This is a genomic window from Amycolatopsis jejuensis (assembly GCF_000717335.1).
GTDB classification, from domain to species: Bacteria; Actinomycetota; Actinomycetes; order Mycobacteriales; family Pseudonocardiaceae; genus Amycolatopsis; species Amycolatopsis jejuensis.
Genome location: NZ_JNYZ01000012.1, coordinates 136,735 through 155,322 on the forward strand (window position 1 = coordinate 136,735; position 18,588 = coordinate 155,322).

At 68.8% G+C, this 18,588-nt stretch carries 17 protein-coding genes and 1 tRNA gene; 13 read left to right on the forward strand and 5 right to left on the reverse strand.

Translation table 11 applies throughout. The features are described from left to right. Window positions 1-2: 2 nt before the first annotated feature. The 5 genes from OO71_RS18035 (at window position 3) to OO71_RS47515 (ending at window position 1,540) form a co-directional block, all read left to right on the forward strand. A complete protein-coding gene (locus OO71_RS18035) occupies window positions 3-464 on the forward strand; it encodes a hypothetical protein (protein ID WP_033290972.1) in 462 nt (153 codons plus the stop codon). Window positions 465-506: 42 nt separating this feature from the next. Beyond that, the gene (locus OO71_RS18040) at window positions 507-866 is read left to right on the forward strand and encodes a hypothetical protein (protein WP_156096369.1); all 360 of its coding nucleotides are present in this window, start codon (window positions 507-509) and stop codon (window positions 864-866) included. Between the two features lie 106 nt (window positions 867-972). Then, entirely contained in the window at window positions 973-1,191 is a 219-nt protein-coding gene (locus OO71_RS47510) for a hypothetical protein (RefSeq protein WP_051791678.1), read from the forward strand. Next, a complete protein-coding gene (locus OO71_RS52950) occupies window positions 1,188-1,310 on the forward strand; it encodes a hypothetical protein (protein WP_281178437.1) in 123 nt (40 codons plus the stop codon). Before OO71_RS47510 ends, OO71_RS52950 begins: the two co-directional genes overlap by 4 nt. Next, window positions 1,307-1,540: a site-specific integrase gene (locus OO71_RS47515; RefSeq protein ID WP_051791679.1), complete on the forward strand. Its 234-nt coding sequence runs from the start codon at window positions 1,307-1,309 to the stop codon at window positions 1,538-1,540. Before OO71_RS52950 ends, OO71_RS47515 begins: the two co-directional genes overlap by 4 nt. A 189-nt stretch (window positions 1,541-1,729) precedes the next feature. Here the strand turns inward: OO71_RS47515 and OO71_RS18050 are convergent. Together OO71_RS18050 and OO71_RS18055 are read right to left on the reverse strand one after the other, a co-directional pair. Then, window positions 1,730-1,805, reverse strand: a tRNA-Lys gene (locus tag OO71_RS18050). 202 nt (window positions 1,806-2,007) lie between these two features. Next, on the reverse strand, window positions 2,008-3,288 hold the full coding sequence (locus OO71_RS18055; RefSeq protein WP_033290974.1) for a hydroxyacid-oxoacid transhydrogenase: 1,281 nt from the start codon (window positions 3,286-3,288) through the stop codon (window positions 2,008-2,010). A 119-nt stretch (window positions 3,289-3,407) separates the two neighbouring features. On the opposite strand from OO71_RS18055, the gene OO71_RS18060 reads away from it, so the two are divergent. From OO71_RS18060 to OO71_RS18070, 3 genes are all read left to right on the forward strand, one after another. Next, entirely contained in the window at window positions 3,408-5,051 is a 1,644-nt protein-coding gene (locus tag OO71_RS18060) for a thiamine pyrophosphate-binding protein (protein ID WP_033290975.1), read from the forward strand. A gap of 2,136 nt (window positions 5,052-7,187) precedes the next feature. After that, on the forward strand, window positions 7,188-7,391 hold the full coding sequence (locus OO71_RS18065) for a cold-shock protein (RefSeq protein WP_033290976.1): 204 nt from the start codon (window positions 7,188-7,190) through the stop codon (window positions 7,389-7,391). Between the two features lie 177 nt (window positions 7,392-7,568). Beyond that, window positions 7,569-7,790: a heavy-metal-associated domain-containing protein gene (locus tag OO71_RS18070; protein ID WP_033290977.1), complete on the forward strand. Its 222-nt coding sequence runs from the start codon at window positions 7,569-7,571 to the stop codon at window positions 7,788-7,790. A 1-nt stretch (window position 7,791) separates the two neighbouring features. Here the strand turns inward: OO71_RS18070 and OO71_RS18075 are convergent, their stop codons facing one another. Beyond that, window positions 7,792-8,550 carry a class I SAM-dependent methyltransferase gene (locus OO71_RS18075; protein WP_033290978.1) on the reverse strand — a complete coding sequence of 253 codons (759 nt, stop codon included), beginning with the start codon at window positions 8,548-8,550 and terminating at the stop codon, window positions 7,792-7,794. A gap of 154 nt (window positions 8,551-8,704) precedes the next feature. Between OO71_RS18075 and OO71_RS18080 the strand changes: the two genes are divergently transcribed. The 4 genes from OO71_RS18080 (at window position 8,705) to OO71_RS18100 (ending at window position 15,443) form a co-directional block, all read left to right on the forward strand. Further along, window positions 8,705-9,733: an ATP-NAD kinase family protein gene (locus OO71_RS18080; RefSeq protein WP_033290979.1), complete on the forward strand. Its 1,029-nt coding sequence runs from the start codon at window positions 8,705-8,707 to the stop codon at window positions 9,731-9,733. 91 nt (window positions 9,734-9,824) lie between these two features. After that, window positions 9,825-11,213, forward strand: a complete 1,389-nt coding sequence (locus tag OO71_RS18085) for a hypothetical protein (protein WP_033290980.1) — start codon at window positions 9,825-9,827, stop codon at window positions 11,211-11,213. Further along, on the forward strand, window positions 11,213-12,178 hold the full coding sequence (locus OO71_RS18090) for a glutamate ABC transporter substrate-binding protein (protein WP_245633720.1): 966 nt from the start codon (window positions 11,213-11,215) through the stop codon (window positions 12,176-12,178). The genes OO71_RS18085 and OO71_RS18090 overlap by 1 nt, the downstream gene beginning before the upstream one ends. A gap of 946 nt (window positions 12,179-13,124) precedes the next feature. Continuing rightward, window positions 13,125-15,443 (forward strand): serine/threonine-protein kinase, encoded by a 2,319-nt coding sequence (locus OO71_RS18100; RefSeq protein ID WP_051791717.1) that lies wholly within the window; start codon window positions 13,125-13,127, stop codon window positions 15,441-15,443. Between the two features lie 171 nt (window positions 15,444-15,614). Here OO71_RS18100 and OO71_RS18105 read toward each other — a convergent pair whose 3' ends face one another. Next, entirely contained in the window at window positions 15,615-16,193 is a 579-nt protein-coding gene (locus OO71_RS18105) for a PaaI family thioesterase (RefSeq protein WP_033291285.1), read from the reverse strand. A gap of 205 nt (window positions 16,194-16,398) precedes the next feature. On the opposite strand from OO71_RS18105, the gene OO71_RS18110 reads away from it, so the two are divergent. After that, the gene (locus OO71_RS18110; protein WP_033291286.1) at window positions 16,399-17,757 is read left to right on the forward strand and encodes an MFS transporter; all 1,359 of its coding nucleotides are present in this window, start codon (window positions 16,399-16,401) and stop codon (window positions 17,755-17,757) included. Window positions 17,758-18,107: 350 nt separating this feature from the next. Here the strand turns inward: OO71_RS18110 and OO71_RS18115 are convergent, their stop codons facing one another. Next, complete coding sequence (locus OO71_RS18115) at window positions 18,108-18,584, reverse strand: hypothetical protein (protein WP_033290982.1); 477 nt, start codon at window positions 18,582-18,584, stop codon at window positions 18,108-18,110. Between the last annotated feature and the right edge of the window lie 4 nt (window positions 18,585-18,588).

The following is an 18,588-nucleotide window of genomic DNA, read 5'->3' on the forward strand; positions in this document are numbered from 1 at the left end:
TCATGTCAGAACTTCAAGCCCGTGAGTGGCTTGGTCGCCACCTGGGAGTCGTCGAGGTGGACCGGCTCGAGCGGATTGTGATCAGCGTGGCCCCTGCTCGCTCCTTGGGTATGGTCACGTTGCTGCTCGGTTGGTATGAGCACGTGGCGCGGATGGAGGGAGAGCTTGAATTTCCCGATGACGACAGGTCTGTCTGGGGTGCACATGACTTGATCGCAGCCGACTCCCTTCGGGATTTCATTGCCGGAGGTTTGGAGTTGGTTCCCGAGGAGGACGCGAGCAATTTCGTTTCCGCTCTCGGTGAGGTGGATTCGAGGTTTCGGTCGTATACGGAGGTCGACGAACTGGGCGTCCTCCTTCGGCTGGCCGGCGATGAGCCTGACGCGCGCGGATGGTGGTGGGTGCGTATTCCGCGCTTCGGCCCCATCCGGAGGGAGCTGGACCGATTTTCTGCATCGCTCTAGCGAACAAGTCCGGTTGCCTGCGGGTGACTGAGAATTGCCAAAGTGCCCAACCGGCGACTACCGACCCCGAGGCGGTTCTCGTCGCAGCGCCCCGCGCCCGCCCGTGCGACCCCTGCGGGAGAGTTGTCGGGTGCGGCGATCACGGTCGGGCGGTGGCTGGACACGCGGGTCGGGCCGGGCGCGTCGATGCTGCGCAGCTGCCGGCAGCATGTGCGCGGGTATCTGGTCCCGTATCTGGGCGATCGGCTGCTCGGGAAGTTGAGCAATGCGCAGGTGCAGGCGATGTTCACCGGGATCATCCGGACACCCGGCGCGGCGGAGAGGCCGGTTACTGCGGGCACACTGCAGCGCATCCAGGCCACGTTGCGCGCCGCGCTCAACGCCGCGGTGCGGCTGGGCTGATCGGCCGCAGCCCCGCTCGTTTCGTCGCGTTGACCCCGGGCGCGGCGCCGCATGCGGGTGGTGTTGACGCCGCCGCGGGTCGCCTTGTGGCGCGCTGTGGACGGCCGTGCAGCCCGCGGCGTTCCTACGCGAGATCCGCGGCCACCGGCTCTGCCCGCTGTTCCACCTGCTGGTGTTGCTCGGCCTGCGCCGCGGAGAGGCCATCGGCGTGAGGCGGCGCGACGTCGACATGGACGCCGGGTATCTGACGGTGTCGCACCAGATCCGGCAGGTCGGCGCGACGGTCGAGATCGGCAAGCCAAGAGCGACACGAGCCACCGTGTGATCGCTCTCGACCACGGCACCGTCGCCTTGCTGCACGGCCACCCCGCCGCGCAGGACGGCGACCCGGCGGGTTCTCTGTTTCTCAACGGCATGGCCGCCCTATCCGGCCCAACGCATTGACCAGTCTCTTCCGGGTCCTCAACACCCGCGCGGGGCTGCCGCCGGTTCGGCTGCACGACCTGCGGTGCGGTCGGCTGTCCCTCGCCACGGGCGCGGACTGCAAGACTGTGCAGCACCTGCTCGGGCACAGCAGCATCGTGCTCACCGGCGACGCTTACGTCAGTGCGCTGCCGAGGTTGGCCCGCGACTATGCGGAAGCCGCCGCCGAAGACCCCAGAACTGACCCGTAACGCCGACCAGGAAAGAGCACAAACCCACTGCGGCGAAGCACGCTCTCAACCGTGTTTTTCCCCGGCGCCACAGGGTTTTCCTGCTCGGCGCACAGGGAGAGCCCACCGCGAGCCCACACAAGATCACCGCGAACACCCGCAAGATCCGCAGACGAGAACATCCCCGCTGGCCAGCGGGGATGTCGGTCGTGGTGGGCCGCCTGGGGCTCGAACCCAGAACCTACGGATTAAAAGTCCGCAGCTCTACCAATTGAGCTAACGGCCCGCCCGCTCAGTCTAGCGGGCCGGTCCCGGGTGGCTTCCGCGGTGGGTCCTCCTGGGTGGGTCCGGCCTCTCGGGCAAAGCTGTGACCTGGGGAAACGCCGAGTAAGCCGGGGGCGGCCCAACCGCCGGGCGGGGAGGGGCGGGAGGTGTCCCCACGCCGGTCACCAACGCTCGACACCCGCGAGACCGAGGCGAAGCCCGACTCACCACAACCGCACCGACGCGCGCAGGATCTCCGCCAAGTCCTTTTCGGACGGTGCGCGTGGTGCGGTCGCCAGAAGTCGTTGCTGTTTAAGTGTTCCCTCTACCAAAGAGTCCACATCGGACTCCCCATAGCCGACCGCGCCGAGCCCCGCCGGTAGGCCGATCTCGTTCATCACCGTGGTCAGTACCGCGGGCAGGTGGCCGGAAAGATCTCCGGGCCATTCGAAGTCCGGTGCGAGCAGCCGGGCGACGCGCAGGTGGCGTTCCGGCGACGCCTCGAAGGTGAACCGGAATGCCGCCGGCGCGGTGAGCGAGACGGCCATGCCGTGCGGCACCATCGGCTCGTCGCCGGGGTAGCCGTCGGGGTGGAAATCCCGTACCTGACCGGCGATCGGGTACGCATTGGCGTGCGGAATGTGGACCCCGGCGTTGCCGAACCCGAGCCCGGCGAACGTCGCCGCCAGCGCCATCGCCTCGCGGGCCGCCAGGTCCTCGCCGTCGCGGACTGCGGCGGGCAGCGCCCACGACAGCAGTTGCAGCGACTTCTCCGCGAACATGTCCGCCAGCGGGTTCGCTCCGCAGTACGGCACGCGTTCCTCGGGACGTTTCCGGTTGAACTCCGTGTACGGCTTGGCCGTGTAACTTTCCGCCGCGTGGCACAGGATGTCCATGCCGCTCGCCGCGGTGACCCCGGCGGGCTGGCTGACCGTGAGCCGCGGGTCCACCACTGCGAGCGTCGGCCGCAGCCGCAGGTGGCTGATCCCGCTTTTCACCCGCAGGGACAGCACGTCCAGTACGCACACGGTGGTGCTTTCGGACCCGGTGCCGGTGGTGGTCGGCACCGCGACCAGCGGTTTCAGCGGGTTGGCCGGCGCGCGTCCGCCGCCGACCGGCGCGTTGACGTAGTCCATCAGCTCGCCGTCGTTGCTGGTGAGGAGGTCGGCGGCCTTGGCGGTGTCGATGCTGGAGCCGCCGCCGACGGCCACGAATGCGTCGTACGGGCCGGACCCGCGGGCGAAGTCCACGGCTTTCTGCATGCTGACGTCGGTGGGTTCGACGTGCACCCCGTCGAACGTCTCCGTCGCGATCCCGTACCCCCGGATGCCCGACGCGATCCGCTCCGGCCAGCCGGTGGCCGCGACGACCGGGTCGGTGACCACGAGTACCCGGCGGGCGCCGAACTGCGTGAGGTCGTAGCCGATCTCGTCGCTCGCGCCGGTGCCGTACTTGAGTGCCGGTGCGCCGTAAGTGAAAACAGTCTCATGTTCGGTGGACGGCATGGCGGCGCCTCCCTTCCTCCCCGGGCGGCAGGCGATCGACACAATCCGGCAGCAAGTTCTTCAAGATCACTTGACGCCGGTGAACGGTGCCGCCCTAAGCTCTCCTCATTAGATACCAAGTGGGAACCACCGTCGCGCAAACGGCCGTACGCGTCCTGAACGAGGCCCGGGTCCGCCGGGTGTACGCGGTCGTCGGCGAGTCGTTCCTCGAACTGCTGGACGCGCTTCGCCGCGAGCGGGACGTCACGCTCGTGTCGGCCCGCCACGATTCGGGCGCCGCCTTCATGGCCGAGGCCGAGGGCAAGCTCACCGAGCGGCCCGCCGTGCTGCTCGCGAGCCGTGGTCCGAGCGCGGCTGCGCTGGTCATGGGCGTGCAGACGGCGTATCAGGACGAAACACCGATGGTCGTGCTGCTCGAAACCCCCGCGCTCGACCCGGTGCTCACCGGCGAGGTGCCGGCGTCCGATCTGACCGGGATGTTCGAATCGATCGCGAAATGGTGCGTCCGCGCGGACGACCCCGACGAGGTCCCGCATCTGCTCGCCGAGGGCCTCGCCCGCTGCCGCGAAGGACGGCCGGGCCCGGTGGTGATCGGCGTACCGAGCGACGCGTGGGGCGTGCCGTACGACTCGGCCAAACCGGCCGCCCAGGTTCGCCCGCCCGTCACCGGAACGCTGGGCCGTTCGGCGGAAGCAGTGGCCGGGCTGGTCGACGAAGCGCGTTACCCGGTGGTGATCGTCGGCGGGCGGGCGCGGTCTGCGCGTGACGAGCTCATCGCCGTCGCCGACGAGCTGGCGCTCCCGGTGTACAACGCTTTCCGCAGGCAGGACGCCTTCCCGGAGAACCACGCGCGCTACGCCGGGCACCTCGGTCTCGGCATCCCGGCCCGCCAGCTCGACGCACTGGAGCGCGCCGACCTGGTCCTCGCGCTCGGCACTCAGCTCGACGAAATCACCACCCAGGGCTACCGCTACCCGACGCCGCAGCAGACGCTCGTGCTCGTCGGCACCGGCATCGACGAGCAACGCCGTCGCGGTCTCACGTTCCGCGTCGACACTGAGGTCGAGCCTTTCCTTCGAGAGCTGCGTACGATCGCTTCGCCACGTACGCGTCGAGCGTCGGCCGCCAATGCCGCTGTACACACCTTCATGACACCGCCGGACACCAGCGCCAACACACGCGTACATCCGGTCGACGTGGTGCGCGCGCTGCGAAAGCTCGCGCCCGAGGACACCATCGTCACCAGCGACGCGGGTAACTTCGCGCAGTTCATGCACCGCTACTGGTGCTTCACTGCTCCGCGCAGCCAGCTGGGCCCGAGTAACGCCGCAATGGGGTACGCGGTACCTGCAGCGATCGCCGCAAAGCTCGCCGAGCCGCGACGCGCTGTGGTCGCCATGGTCGGCGACGCAGGCACGCTCATGACCGGACAGGAAATCGAGACCGCAGTGCGCTACCGGGCGCCGGTGATGGTGGTGGTGTTCCAGAACGGGTTGCACGGTGCGCTGGCCGTGCACCAGGCGCGGATGCACGGGCGGCTGTCCGGCGTGACGATCCCGCTCACGGACTTCGCGTCGTGGGCGCGCGGCCTCGGCGCGGCCGGGTACACGGTGGACGATCGGGAGGAACTGGAGCCGATCGTCGCGAGTGCGCTGGTCCGCCAGCGCCCGTGTGTGATCGACGTACGGACCGACCCGGACGTCGTGACCCCCGACGTCCGGCTGAGCACCCTGCTCGGCGCCCCGCGCCCGTCGGTGACCTGAAATCTTCCTGAGAACACAGGGAAACGCCGCGAAACTTCGGTGGCTGGCAGCGGTCGGCTCAGGTAGCCTGACGGTGTTCCCGGGGTTCGCTCACGGACCCGGCGCACTCGGGCCCGAGTGCACGTGGGATTTCCCGGGTTCCCGGCCTTGTTTCGGGGTCAGTTCCAGTGAGTTCCGTTTGTTTCGGCGGGTACCCGGGTGAGGGTTTTGTACCCGGGGCAGGTTGGAGAAGGCGGGTTTTCCGGGGTTTTGCCGGGATCGGCCGGGTCTTGTCGGGATGTGCCGGATCGGCTGGGTTTTGCCTGGACTTGTCGGGACTTGCCAGGTCTCGCAGGGATCGGCCGGGACTTGCTGGATCAGCTGGACCCGGCTGGGACTTCTGGAACCGGCTGGGACTTGCCGGACCGGGCTAGGACCTGCCGGACCGGGCTGGAACTTGCTGGACCGGCTAGAACTTGCCAGGTCTCGTCGGGATCGGCCGGGACTTGCCGGATCGGCTGGGACCTGTCAGGACTTGCCGGGCCCCGCCAAGAGCTGCCGGGACCGGTCAGGATCGGCTGCGATTTGCTTGGACCTGCCGGAAGCTATCGGGACCGGTCAGGACTCGCCGGGATCGGCTGGGACTGCCGGGATGTGCCAGGATTTGCCCGGGTCGGATCCGCTGGGGATCCATCCGGGAAGTGCCGGGCCGGATCCGCCGGGATCCAGCCCGGAGGGATGAGACTGGGTCCGTCGGGGATCCAGTGGCGATTGCCGGGCCGGGTCCGTCGGGGATCCACCTGGGAATCGCCGGATTTTGTCGGTGCCCGATGACATCATCGCGGTCATCACCCCGCCTCGCGGCGGGGAAGGAACGAGGGGAGTTTCGTCATGGCCGACGAAAAGGACGGGAAAACCCGCGCTGCCACCACGCGGGGCAGGGCACGGTCCCCGCGAGCCGGGGGCGCTGGAGGGATGATGTCGGTGGTCCGGGACGAGCCCGGCCAAAACGGCGCGGACAGTGCAGCGCGTGGCGCAGCTCGAGGTGCGAGCGGCGCGGGGCGTGGTGCGGGCGCGGCTCGTGGTGCGAGCGGCACGGCGCGGAGTGCGGATACAGCTCGAGGCGCGGGTGGAGCGGCACGCGGAGGCCCGAGCGGGGCGGAAGTGCCCGGCCAGCGAGCGTCCGGTGTGGTGCCGGTGTTGTTCAGCGCCAGTGCGGAAGCTCACGATGTCGCGGTGGTCGCACCTGAACGGGGTACCGAATGGCGTTCCCCGTTCGGAGCACCGCTGCGACCTGCCAGTGGGGAGTGACATCGGTCCGACCTGCCGGGCGTGAGCCTGGGCACGCTAGTGCGAGCCCAGGTGTGCCAGGGATCGCGGACTGCCACAGCAAGTCGGCGGGATGCTGGTGAACCATGCGGCGAGCCGGGGCGCCCGGGTCTGCCACGGTGAGAATGCGAGCCGGGCCCACTGCGCAGCCAGTGCGAGCCCAGGTGCGTCATCGGCCGAGGCCAGCTCCGGCATGACCGCAGGGAACGCACCGAACCTCGCCACTGCGAGCCACACACCACGGCGCACCCGGAATCAGCCCCACCATGGCGCGGGAACCAGCCGCATCATGGCGCGGGAACCAGCCGCATCATGGCGCGGGAACCAGCCGCATCATGGCGCGGGAACCAGCCACATCATGGCGCAGGAACCAGCCCCACCACGGCGCAGGAACCAGCCCCACCACGGCGCAGGAACCAGCCCCACCACGGCGCAGGAACCAGCCCCACCATGGCGCAGCAACCAGCCGCATCATGGCGCAGGAATCAGCCACACCACGGCGCAGCAACCACCCACACCACGGCGCAGGAACCAACCCCGCCATGCCGCACGAACCACCCACCCCCACCGATCCCCCCCCAGTACAAAACCAACCCGCGCAAGATTGCCAACAACCCGGGTGAACTGCCGGTGATCCGGGTTGTCCGCGCCCGCTCGGCTGTGCTTTACTTTCCGCGGTCTCGATTTTTGTGTTCGTGAAAGCATCACGCTCGCAGAACTCAGCGGGCGTGGATTCCTCCCTCATTCGAGGGTGTTCCTCGTCCGTGTTTGGGCCCAGAGCGTCGATGTGGCGTTCTGTTTTGGTGTTATGTATGGAGATTGTTAAGTATGACTGAGGGCACCGTGAAGTGGTTCAACTCCGAGAAGGGGTTCGGCTTCATCACTCCCGACAACGGTGGCGGCGACGTCTTCGTGCACTACAGCGAGATCCAGGGCAACGGTTTCCGTAGCCTCGAGGAGAACGCTCGCGTGCAGTTCGAGATCGGGCAGGGCCAGAAGGGCCCGCAGGCCACGTCGGTCAGCCTGATCTGACCCACGTCTTCGATTGATACAAAGAGGCCGTCACTCCCGGACCGGGGGTGGCGGCCTCTTGTCGGCGGAACCAATCCCACGATGCGGATTCTGTTGCGCGCCAACGTCTTCTGTGCCGGACAACCTAGCGTGGATCACCCGATCGTGGGCACCAAGCGGGGTCGTAGGCTCGGCGCCATGATCGAGAACGGCTACCTCGTCACCGGAATGTCCTGCGGCCACTGCGCGCAGTCGGTCACCGAGGAAATCACTGCGGTGTCCGGGGTCGAAAACGTGCGCGTCGACGTCGAAACGGGGCACGTGAAGGTGCAAAGCACGCACGCCCTCGACGAAGCGGCGGTGCGCGCCGCGGTGGAGGAAGCGGGCTACACCTACGGCGGGCTCGTCGCCCTCGTCTGACTCACGGTGAAGTGCCCAGCGCGTACCAAGCGCGTGCTTCGAGGGTGAACGCCCCGTCCGGTACCAGGCGACGGCATTCCTCGCGGATGGCGGCCTGTTCCCGTTCCGGCTGCGACCTCAGATACTGCCCAGCCGGGCCGACGGCGAGGGTGAACGGCTCCCAGAAGTCGTCGAAACCGGTGTAGTCGGCGTGGGCGGTGAGGGCGCCGGAGGTCACGTCGCGCAGTCCGGCTCGCGTGAACCGTTCGGCGATGTCTCCCTCGGCGCCGCCCGGCATCCAGGCCTCGCCCTCGACGTCCGGGCGCAATCGCTGGACGGCGTCCCAGAACAAGCCCAGCATGCGCATGCCGCCGGTGGCGACGTCCCACATGCACACCGCGACGACGCCACCCGGCCTGGTCACGCGCGCCATTTCCCGGACACCGGCGTCCGGGTCGCGCATGAAGCCGATCACGAGCGACGACAGCGCAGCGTCGAACGCGTCGTCCGCCCATGGCAGCTTCTCCGCGACGCCCTCGCGCACGTCGGCGCCCGGGTTGCGGTCGCGGCATGCCGCCACGAACTGGGGTGCCGGATCGATCGCGGCGACCTCGGCCGCGCGGGCAGACAACTCACCCGTTAGCCCGCCCGGTCCACAGCCCACGTCGAGCACCCGCATGCCCTCGTGGACGTCTGCGCAGTCGGCCAGTGCCACCGACAACGTCGGTGCGTAACGGCCCATAAACCGGTCGTAGTCGACGGCCGGGGCATCGAATCCCATGGAGTGACAGAAGCTCCCCGGCGCCGCATTGTCAACGGGCAGGTCCACTGTGGATCTTCGGTCGCGAGGTCGGGTGCAACCTTGCTGCAACCCTTTCGCTGACCCGGTCGATTTGGTCTGCTTGTCCGAAGGGGAGAAGGAACTGGGGAGAGTGATGGGGGAAATCGTCGCGGGGATCGTCGCGAATCCGGCGTCCGGACAGGACATCCGCAGGCTGGTCACGCAGGCCTCGGCCGTCCCGGCCGAGGAGAAGGCCAGGATGGTCCGTCGCCTGCTGGCCGCGTTCGCGGTGACCGGGGTCGAGCGGGTACTGCTGTCCAGCGACCTCGGCGGCATCTCGGCCGCCGTGCTGCGGGACCTCGGGCAAGAGCCGCGGCCCGACGTCGAGCTGTGCGATCACGGACCGCTCACCGGCACCGCGCTGGATACCGCCAATGCGGTACACCGGATGGTCGACGCCGGAGCCGGGGTGATCGTCTGTCTCGGCGGCGACGGCACCGCGCGGGTGGCCGCGAAGGCGTGTGGTGACGTGCCGCTGCTGGCCGTCTCCACCGGCACCAACAACGCCTTCCCGCAGGCCCGCGAGGCCACGGTCGCCGGGCTTGCGGCAGGCATGATCGCCACCGGACAGGTGGACGTCGACCTCGTTACCCAGCGAGTCAGCATCCTCGAAGTGGTCACCAAGAACCGTCGCGAGATCGCGCTGGTGGACGTAGCCGTTTCGATGAGCAAGCACGTCGGCGCGAAGGCGGTCTGGGACCCGTCTGCGCTCACCGAGCTGTACTGCACCTTCGCGGAACCGGACGGCATCGGGCTGTCGAGCATCGCCGGACAGCTGTGCCCCAGCCCGCGCTCGAGCGCCGAAGGCGTGGCGCTGCAACTCGGTCCCGTCGACACCGCCGCGTACGTCGTACAGGCGCCGATCGCTCCCGGCTTGGTACGGCCAGTCGGCGTACGCGGCTGGGGCGTGCTTCGCCCGGGCGTACGCGTAGACCTTGCGGCGGGCGGCGGCGTCATCGCAGTCGACGGAGAACGCGAGCTGGAGCTGATGAATGGCGAAGGCGCGTACGTGGAACTGCGGCCCGACGGACCATGGTGTGTCGACGTACGCGCAGTCATGGCTGAAGCGGCAACCCAGGGGTTGCTGCGCCGTACGTCCGAACGGGGACCGCGCGTCTGCTGAGATCACGTGCAGGTGACACCTTCCGGGTGTCGTTCGCTGCCACTTGCCCGACCGGCTACCTTCTGCGGGTGGCGTACGGGGAGGATCGGGGATGACCAGCACTGCGACGCGGCCGGAGACGACTGCGGGCCCGCCACCGGAAGAACCGGCAGGCCGCAGCGGTATCGCCGGGCTGCTGGAGCTGCCTGGCCAGGCGGTGCGCGCGGTCGTGAGATCGACCACCACCACACCGGGCAGGCTGTCGCTGATCGCCGTTGCGCTGGTGCTGCTTTCGCTCGTGGCCGGGCTCGTCGGCACGTTGTCCGTGCAGGACAAGGACAACACCATCAACGGCTTGATCGACCATCGCGAACCACTCGCGGTGGCGGCACAACAGGTGTTCCGCTCACTGTCGGACGCCGACGCGACCGCGGCGAGCGCTTTCCTTTCCGTAGGTACCGAACCGCCTGCGCTACGGAAGAAGTACGAGCAGGACATCGCCGAAGCGGGTTCCGCACTTGCCCGCGCCGCGTCCGACACCGCGGAAGTCGGCGACGCCGCCCGCCAGGTCGACATCCTGAACCAGAAAGTGCCGGTGTACACCGGGATCGTCGAGACCGCGCGGGCGAACAACCGGCAGGGTTTCCCGTCCGGCGCTTCGTACTTGCGGGAGGCGTCGCAGCTGATGCGCTCGACGATCCTGCCCGCCGCGGACGCGCTCTACAACGCCCACACCAAGAAACTCTTCGACGAGCAGGACAGCAGCAGCGACGTCCCATGGGCCGCGGTCGCGCTGATCGCCGCGCTGCTCGCGGCGCTCGTGGTCGCGCAGATTTACTTGACCCGGCGGACGAATCGGGTGCTGAACATCGGCCTGCTCGTCGCCACCGGCTGCATTGTGCTGTCCCTGCTGTGGGGTGCGGTCGCGCTTGTCGTGCAGGGCAGCCTCGTCGCGACTGGACGCACCGACGGCACTTCGCAGGTCGACGTCCTCGTGCGCGCCCGGATCTACGCGCTGCAGGCCCGCGCGGACGAGACCCTCACGCTCGTCGCGCGCGGCGACGGTGGCGCGTACGAGCAGCAGTTCATCAAGCTGGCCGAGCAGCTCGTCGGCGCCGACGGCAAGGGCGGGCTCCTCGGTGAGGCGCGGAATCTCGCGGCCGGTACTGCCGGGGAGAAGAAGATCGAAGCGGCGGAACAGGCCGCGCGCGAATGGTCGCTGGCCCACCTCCAGGTGCGTCGTCTCGACGACGGCGGGCAGTACCAGGAAGCCGTGGACTTCGCGACGAGCGTCAGCCCCACCAGCGCGGCCGCGGCGTTCGCCCGGCTCGACGCGAACCTCCAGTCCGCCATCGACGTCTGCCGCCAGGAATTCCTCGACAGCACCCGGTCCGGCGACCGCGCGCTCACCGCACTGGCGGCCGGCGCCGGGGTACTGGCGGTGCTCGCGGCGGGCGGAATCACCGTCGGAGTACGGGAGAGACTGCGGGAGTACCGGTGATCCGGCGCCTCGCCAGGGCGGCCGTGCTCACGGTCGTCGCGGTCCTCGCCGCCGGATGCGCGCCGGCGACGCGGCCGATGGAGGCCGCCCCGGTCACCGACGCGGCCTGGCCCGCGCCGGCCGGCGTCGGCGGCCCGGACGCCACCGCGGGCGGGGCGATCGACACCAGCTGCAACCCCCTCGCCAGCCTCGCGCCGACCTCGGGTCTCGACACACCGCCCGGGTCCACGATGGCGAAGATCAAGGAGCGCGGGAAACTCATCGCGGGCGTCGACCAGACCACGTACCTCTTCGGCTTCCGCAACCCCAAGACCGGCAAGCTCGAAGGCTTCGACATCGACCTGGTCAACGAGATCGCCGCGGCCCTCTTCGGCACCGCGGACGGGCACGTGCAGTTCCGGGCGATCACGTCGTCGCAGCGGGAGCAGGTGCTGAAGGACCACCAGGTCGACGTCGTGGTCCGGACCTACAGCATCACCTGCGCGCGGCGCCAGGACGTGCAGTTCTCGTCGGTGTACTACGTCGCGGGGCAGAAAATTCTCGTGCCGAAGGGGTCGAACGCGGAATCGCTCACCGACCTGGCCGGGAAACGCGTGTGCGCGGCCAAGAAGTCGACGTCGCTCGCGAAGATCGCCACCGACCCGGCCAAACCGGTGGCGGTGTCGGTGCCCAACTGGTCGGACTGCCTGGTGATGCTGCAGCAGGGCCAGGTCGAAGCGGTGTCCACGGACGACACGATCCTGGCCGGCATGGCCGCGCAGGACCCGACCGTGAAGGTCGCGGGCGGGGCGATGACGCCGGAGAACTACGGCGTCGGCGTGCCGAAGGACGAGCCGGACCTGGTCCGCTTCGTGAACGCCGTGCTGGAACGCATCCGCGGCGACGGCACCTGGGCCCGCAGCTACCAGACCTGGGTCGGCTCGCGGCTGGGCCCGGCGAACCCACCGGACCCGCAGTACCGGTGACCACTTGCACCACGCTGTACTTTTTGAGCGGCAGACCAAGCCGCGGGGAGCTCGGGAGGTAGTTGTGTCGGAGGAGGCGCGCCGTCCTCGGCACGCAGCACCGGACGAGGACGGCGACCAGGCCGCCACGGGGGAACAGCCGGTACGGGGGGACTCGGCGGCGGACGCTCCGGAGGGCTCGTGGACGCCGCCCCCGCCGGTGCGCTGGGACACCCCGGAACCGTCGGTCTCGGGACGGCTGGAACCACGCCAGGACGCGGACTCACCCACGTTGATCAACACTCCGGTGCATCGGGGGCAACCCGGGCCGGGGCAGGGGCAGCCTGGGCAGCCGGTGCCGCCGTGGGCGCAAACCCGGCGGGCCCCGTGGGGTGGGCAGCCGATGCCCCCGCAAGGACGGCCGTACCCGCCGGGGCAGCCGCCCGCGCCGGGGCAGCCGCATCCGCCGTCTCAGGGGCAGCCGTACCCACCGCAGACGCGGACCGGGCAGCGCCCACTCCCGCCGAACCGCCAGCAGCAAGGTCCGGCTCGCCAACCCGCCCCTCCGCAATCCGGCCCCGTGCAGCCCAGCTCTGCGCAATCCGGCCCGGCGCAGCCCAGCTCTGCGCAGCCCAGCGCCGCGCAAGCCGCCTCCGGGCAGCCGAGCTCTGCTCAAACCGGCTCTGGGCAGCCCAGCGCCGCGCAAGCCACCCCTGGGCAGCCGAGCTCTGCTCAAACCGGCTCTGCGCAGCCCGCCGCCGACCAACCTGCCCCGGCGCAACCTGGCGCCGCGCAATCCGCGCCCGGTCAGCCGAGCTCCAAGCAACCTTCCCCCGCGCAACCCAGCGCAGCGCAGCGCCAGCGGGAACCGCGAGACGAGGAACCGACCCGCCCCCCAGGGGACCTCGCGCCGGTGATCCTCCCCCAGTCGAACCAGCCCGTCGCCCCGGTCGATCCTGCCGCGCCGATGCCCACCAGCGTGCTCGCCAACGCCTCCCCGCACACCCAGAGCATCATGCCGCCGTCGCCGCGGGCCGAGCCTGCCGACGGTGCCGCGTTGCCCGACCCGGGTACCGACAGCGTCGTACCTTCCGGGGGCAGTGAAGGCCAAGGGTCCCGTGGCAGCGGACCGGGTTCCGGCAGCACGGGCACCGGCACCTTCCCCGGCACGTCCCGGCGCACCGGGTCGCGTGGTACCCGTCGTTCCCGTCGCGGGCGGCTCGGGGCGGGGCTCATCGACGTGCCGCCGGTGCCGTACCGCGATCCGTCGACGGCGGTGCTCGCGAATCCCGTCGTGGCCGAGGACAAGCGGTTCTGCGGCAACTGCAGTGCGAAGGTCGGCCGCGGCAAGGACGGCGAGCCGGGCGAACCCGAAGGTACTTGCGAAAAATGTGGTACCCGCTTCTCGTTCCTGCCGAAACTGCAGCCGCAGGAGCTCGTCGGTGGGCAGTACGAGGTGCTCGGCGCGCTCGCGTACGGCGGGCTCGGCTGGATTTACCTTGCGCAGGACCACAACGTCTCCGATCGCTGGGTCGTGCTCAAGGGCCTCATCGACACCGGCGACGCCACCGCGATGGCCGCCGCGGCGAACGAGCAGCGGTTCCTTGCCGAGGTCGAGCATCCGAACATCGTCAAGATCCACAACTTCGTGCAGCATCCGGACCCGCACACCGGGAACTCCGTCGGGTACATCGTGATGGAGTACGTCGGCGGGCAGTCGCTGCGGCAGCTCGCCCTGCAGCACCACCGCGAGAGCAAGCGGCCGGAACCGCTGCCGATCGGCCAGGTCATCGCGTACGGGCTGGAGATCCTCCCCGCGCTCGGCTACCTGCACAGCCAGGGTCTGCTCTACTGCGACCTCAAGCCGGACAACGTGATCCAGACCCGCGAGCAGCTCAAGCTGATCGACCTCGGCGCCGTCCGGCGGACCGACGACTACGAGAGCCCGCTCTTCTTCACCACCGGCTACAGCGCCCCCGAGCTGGCCACGCAGGGCGCGTCGATCTCGTCGGACCTCTACACCGTCGGCCGCACGCTCGCCGTGCTGAGCTTCGAATTCGCCGGCTACACCACGAAGTTCAAGAACGCGTTACCCGGTCCCGACGCGGTACCGCTGTTCGCGCTTTTCGGGTCGTACTACCGCTTCCTCAAGCGCGCCACGCACGCCGACCCGGACCGCCGGTTCATCGCCGCCGACGACATGGCCGACCAGCTCACCGGCGTCCTGCGCGAGATCATGGCGCTCGGCACCGGGTCGCCACGCCCGGCCGCGTCGACCGTCTTCGGACCGGAGAGCCGCACCTTCGGCGTGCACCTCGTGGTCCCCGAGCAGGGCGAGAGCGTGCCGCTGCCGGAAGCCGCGGAAGTGGTTGCCGGACTGCCGATCCCGCAGGTCGACACCGACGACCCGGCGGCAGGCGTCCTCGCCACCACCACCGCGCTCGACCCGCGGGAGGCGATCGAGGCACTCACCGGCGCGCCGCGGGAGTCGATCGAGGTGCGGCTGCGGATCGTGCGGGCGCGGATCGAGCTGGGGGAGTTCGTCGAGGCACAGCGGCAGCTGCAAGCGGCGCAGTACCTGGCGATCCGGCACGGGTTCCCACATGACTGGCGGATCGACTGGTACCGCGGCCTGATCGAGCTGGCCGGTGGGCGGCCGCGGGTCGCGCATGTCGCGTTCGACGCGGTGTACGACGACCTTCCCGGCGAGATCGCGCCGAAGCTTGCGCTGGCGGTCAGTGCGGAGGGCGTTGGGGATTACTTTGGTGCGGCGCGGTTTTACGAGCTGGTGTGGCGGACGGATCGTACGTATGTGAGCGCTGCGTTCGGGCTGGCTCGGGTGTATTTGGCGCAGGGGGCGCGGGAGAGTGCGGTGGAGGTGCTGGAGGGGGTACCGGCTACTTCTACCCATTTCGTTGATGCTCAGGTTGCGGCGATCAAGATCAAGACTCGGGCGCAGGGGAATGGATCCGGTGAGCATCCGACGGTGACGGAGGGGGATCTCGTCGACGCGTCCGGGCGGTTGCAGCGGCTGAATCTCGATGCGGAGCGGCATACGCGGTTGTCGGCTGAGGTGCTCGAGGCGGCGTATGAGTGGCTGCGGGTGCCTGGGCAGGTGAAGGCGGCGGAGGCGTCGCGGGTGCTGGGGTGTGAGTTGGAGGAGCGGGAGGTCCGGTTCGGGTTGGAACGGGCTTATCGGACGCTCGCTCGGCTGGCGGACAGTGTGAATGATCGGGTTGCGTTGGTTGATCGAGCGAATGCTATTCGGCCGCGGACGCTTACTTGAGAATTGTCGCGTTGGGTCTTCTGCAGGGGGACTGTTGCGGTGGGGTTCCTGTTGGGGAGCTGTTGCGTGGGGGGTGCAGGGCGGGGGCTGGGTGCCTGGGTTCGGTGGGTGCGTCGGCTGCGGTGGGGTGGTGGGTGAAGGCTGTGAAGGTGGCCTTCACGGAAGGGTGGGTCAGGGGTTGATTTCCCAGGCTTGCTCGTTTTGGTTTTGCTGTGCCAGTAGTTTTTCCATTGCTTGTGGGTCGCCGTGGGTGCTGAAGTGTTCGAAATTCACTGCGATGAACAGGCCTCTCGCGCTTACTGCGATCGGGCCGTCCGGGGCGTCCAGTCTGCCGTCGGCGCTTACGTAGATCTTGCGGCCTGCTACGCCGTCCAGGTGGGCTGCCACGTACAGCGTCGAGCCGACTGGGACTGGGCGGCGGAAGTCGGTTTCCAGTTTGCCCGTGACTGCCGGACGGCGGAGCAGGTTGCCGACTGCTGAGCCGAGTGCCTCGTCGAATGCGCACGCCAGCAGGCCGCCGTGGGCCAGGCCGGGGGCGCCTTGATGGGCCGACGTCACGGTGAACTTCGAGTGCACCAGGTGGCCGTCGCCGATTACCGAGCGTAGGTGCAGGCCGCCGGGTACCTCGTTGCCGCAGCCGAAGCATTCGCTGAAGTGCGAGCCCAGCTCGCTGCCCGGGGCGGGGGCGTCCGGGTGGATTTCGGGCTGTTCCACTGCCACCGGGGGCCACGCTCCTGAAACACGACTCATGAAACCGACGTTAACCCGGCCGCGGGACCCGAGGGCAGCCACCCTGACCTGCGATGCCGTCTTTCCTGTGCGCACGGTAGTCGGAAAATTCCGTACGGTAGAAATTTCGTGTCTCATCCTGCCGCGGGCCGCCAACGGGGCAAGACTGGGGAAATGTGCTCCAACCGATCTACCGGTCCGTGTGCAGGAGGAGGTCACCGCGGGGATGAGTGAGCCAACGACGGGGAAACCCGACGTCGATCAGAGAACCGTCAAACGCGCCGTGATCGCGTCCGCCATGGGTAATGCGACCGAATGGTACGACTACGGCGTCTTCACCTCCGGCGCGATCGCCACGACCATCGGGTCGGTGTTCTTCCCCGGTGAGGGCAACGCCGTGCTGAAGTCGCTGGCCCTGCTCGCGGTGGGCTTCATCGTGCGGCCGTTCGGCGGTGCGTTCTTCGGCCCGCTGGGGGACAAGCTCGGCCGCCAGAAGGTCCTCGCGATCACCATTCTGCTGATGTCCGGCTGTACGTTCCTGGTCGGCGTCCTGCCGACCTACGCGGGCGGGTACAGCATGGGCATCGCCGCGCCGATCGCGATCCTGCTGCTTCGGCTGATCCAGGGCTTCTCCACCGGCGGCGAGTACGGCGGTGCGGCCACTTTCATCGCCGAATACGCGCCGACCAAACGCCGGGGCTTCTTCGGCTCGTTCCTGGAAATGGGCACGCTCGCCGGGTACGTGCTGGGCAACTCGGTCGTGCTGATCACGTCGCTGTCGATGTCGACCGAGCAGTTCGACACCTGGGGCTGGCGGATTCCGTTCTTCATCGCGCTGCCGATCGGTGCGGTCGGGCTCTACCTGCGGTCGAAGCTCGAGGACACGCCGGAGTTCCGCAGGCTGGAGGCGACCGGCAACAAGCCGGACAAGGCTCCGCTCAAGGAGACCCTGCAGCGCAACTGGCGGATGATCCTCAACCTGATCGGGATCGTGCTGCTGCTGAACATCGCCGACTACATGCTGCTCACCACGATGCCGACGTATTTCACCGATACGCTGCACATCAATTCCAACACCTCTACCTTGATCATCATCGGGGTGGAAATAGTGCAGTTCTCGATCCTGATCCCCTTGGGCGCACTGTCCGACCGGATCGGGCGAAAACCGTTGCTGCTCACCGCGGCGCTCGGGTTCATCGTGCTGAGCTGGCCGTCGATCAAGCTGATGCAGTCCGGCAGCCTGCTGTGGCTGATCGTCGGTTTCCTGATCGTCGCGATCCTGCTGGCGCTGATGCTCGCGGTGATCGGGTCGACGTTCCCGGCGATGTTCCCGACGCGCGTTCGGTACGGCTCGTTCGCCATCGGGTACAACATCTCGACGTCGCTCTTCGGCGGTACCTGCGGCGTGGTCGTCACGGCCTTGATCGACAGTACCGGCAATGCGGACTGGCCGGCGTACTACCTGATCATCGCCGCGCTCATCGCGCTGGTCCCGATCCTCAAGATCCCGGAGACCTCGCAGGTGCCGATCGAGCAGATCGACACCGCCGACAGCGGCGGAAGGCTCGCCGGCGTCGGGAAGTAGGCACCGCGAAAAACCGCCCGCTGTCCATTGTGGACGGCGGGCGGTTTTTTCGTGTTCAGGTCAGCGGTTCTGCGTCGCCTCGGTCGCGCGAGGAGTGAAGCGCTTACGGGCCCAGGCTGCCAGGCCACCGGCGACCACAACGGCGACTACGGTTTCGATCATCAGTGCAAAGAGCACCATGGTGCTTCCTCCTCGGGTTCTCGGGCCGGCCAATGGAGTACCGGCTGAGCGACTTCCTGTACGGCGGCCGGTCGGACCGCCACTGGGAACATCGCCACGAGTGCCCGGGATATTTCGTCCGAAACCCACTTCGGCCGGGTGACGTCCGCCACTCTTGGTACGTAAGCGTTTCAGCGGCTCGTCTGAGTGGGTAAGGCGGTGCTTCCGTGAGGCGGATTGGGGGTCGGCGGCGCATCCGTCGTACCCGTTCGCGGCGGCTGCGGGGTCCGCGATCGCGACGTACCGGGGACGTCTCGGTGACTCGACGGGCCGGACGTGGTCGGCGTCGGGCCCGAGGGCGCTTCCGGGCTGCTCGGCGGGGTGCTCGACGAACTCGATGGACTCGACGAACTGGGCGGGCTGGACGGCACGGTGGCGAGCCCGGGTCCGGCAGGCATGACCGGCGCCGGTTCGCGGTGGCCGACCGCGAAACCGGCCACCGCGAGCACCGCCACGGTCGCCGCGGAACTGCCGGCGACCGCCCAGCGCTTGCGCCGCCGTCGCACGGCAGCGCCGCGCACGATCAGGTCGGCAGCGTCGACCTGCATCGGGGGACCGTCCGGGGTCTGCGCGAACAGGGCGCGGACGTCGTCGTCTTCGGATGCCATCTCG

Coding starts and splice junctions, on each gene's coding strand:
- OO71_RS18035 (WP_033290972.1), top strand. CDS start 3: ATGTCAGAACTTCAAGCCCGTGAGTGGCTTGGTCGCCACCTGGGAGTC.
- OO71_RS18055 (WP_033290974.1), bottom strand. CDS start 3,288: ATGCCGTCCACCGAACATGAGACTGTTTTCACTTACGGCGCACCGGCA.
- OO71_RS18065 (WP_033290976.1), top strand. CDS start 7,188: ATGACTGAGGGCACCGTGAAGTGGTTCAACTCCGAGAAGGGGTTCGGC.
- OO71_RS18070 (WP_033290977.1), top strand. CDS start 7,569: ATGATCGAGAACGGCTACCTCGTCACCGGAATGTCCTGCGGCCACTGC.
- OO71_RS18075 (WP_033290978.1), bottom strand. CDS start 8,550: ATGGGATTCGATGCCCCGGCCGTCGACTACGACCGGTTTATGGGCCGT.
- OO71_RS18080 (WP_033290979.1), top strand. CDS start 8,705: ATGGGGGAAATCGTCGCGGGGATCGTCGCGAATCCGGCGTCCGGACAG.
- OO71_RS18085 (WP_033290980.1), top strand. CDS start 9,825: ATGACCAGCACTGCGACGCGGCCGGAGACGACTGCGGGCCCGCCACCG.
- OO71_RS18100 (WP_051791717.1), top strand. CDS start 13,125: ATGCCCACCAGCGTGCTCGCCAACGCCTCCCCGCACACCCAGAGCATC.
- OO71_RS18105 (WP_033291285.1), bottom strand. CDS start 16,193: ATGAGTCGTGTTTCAGGAGCGTGGCCCCCGGTGGCAGTGGAACAGCCC.
- OO71_RS18110 (WP_033291286.1), top strand. CDS start 16,399: ATGAGTGAGCCAACGACGGGGAAACCCGACGTCGATCAGAGAACCGTC.
- OO71_RS18115 (WP_033290982.1), bottom strand. CDS start 18,584: ATGGCATCCGAAGACGACGACGTCCGCGCCCTGTTCGCGCAGACCCCG.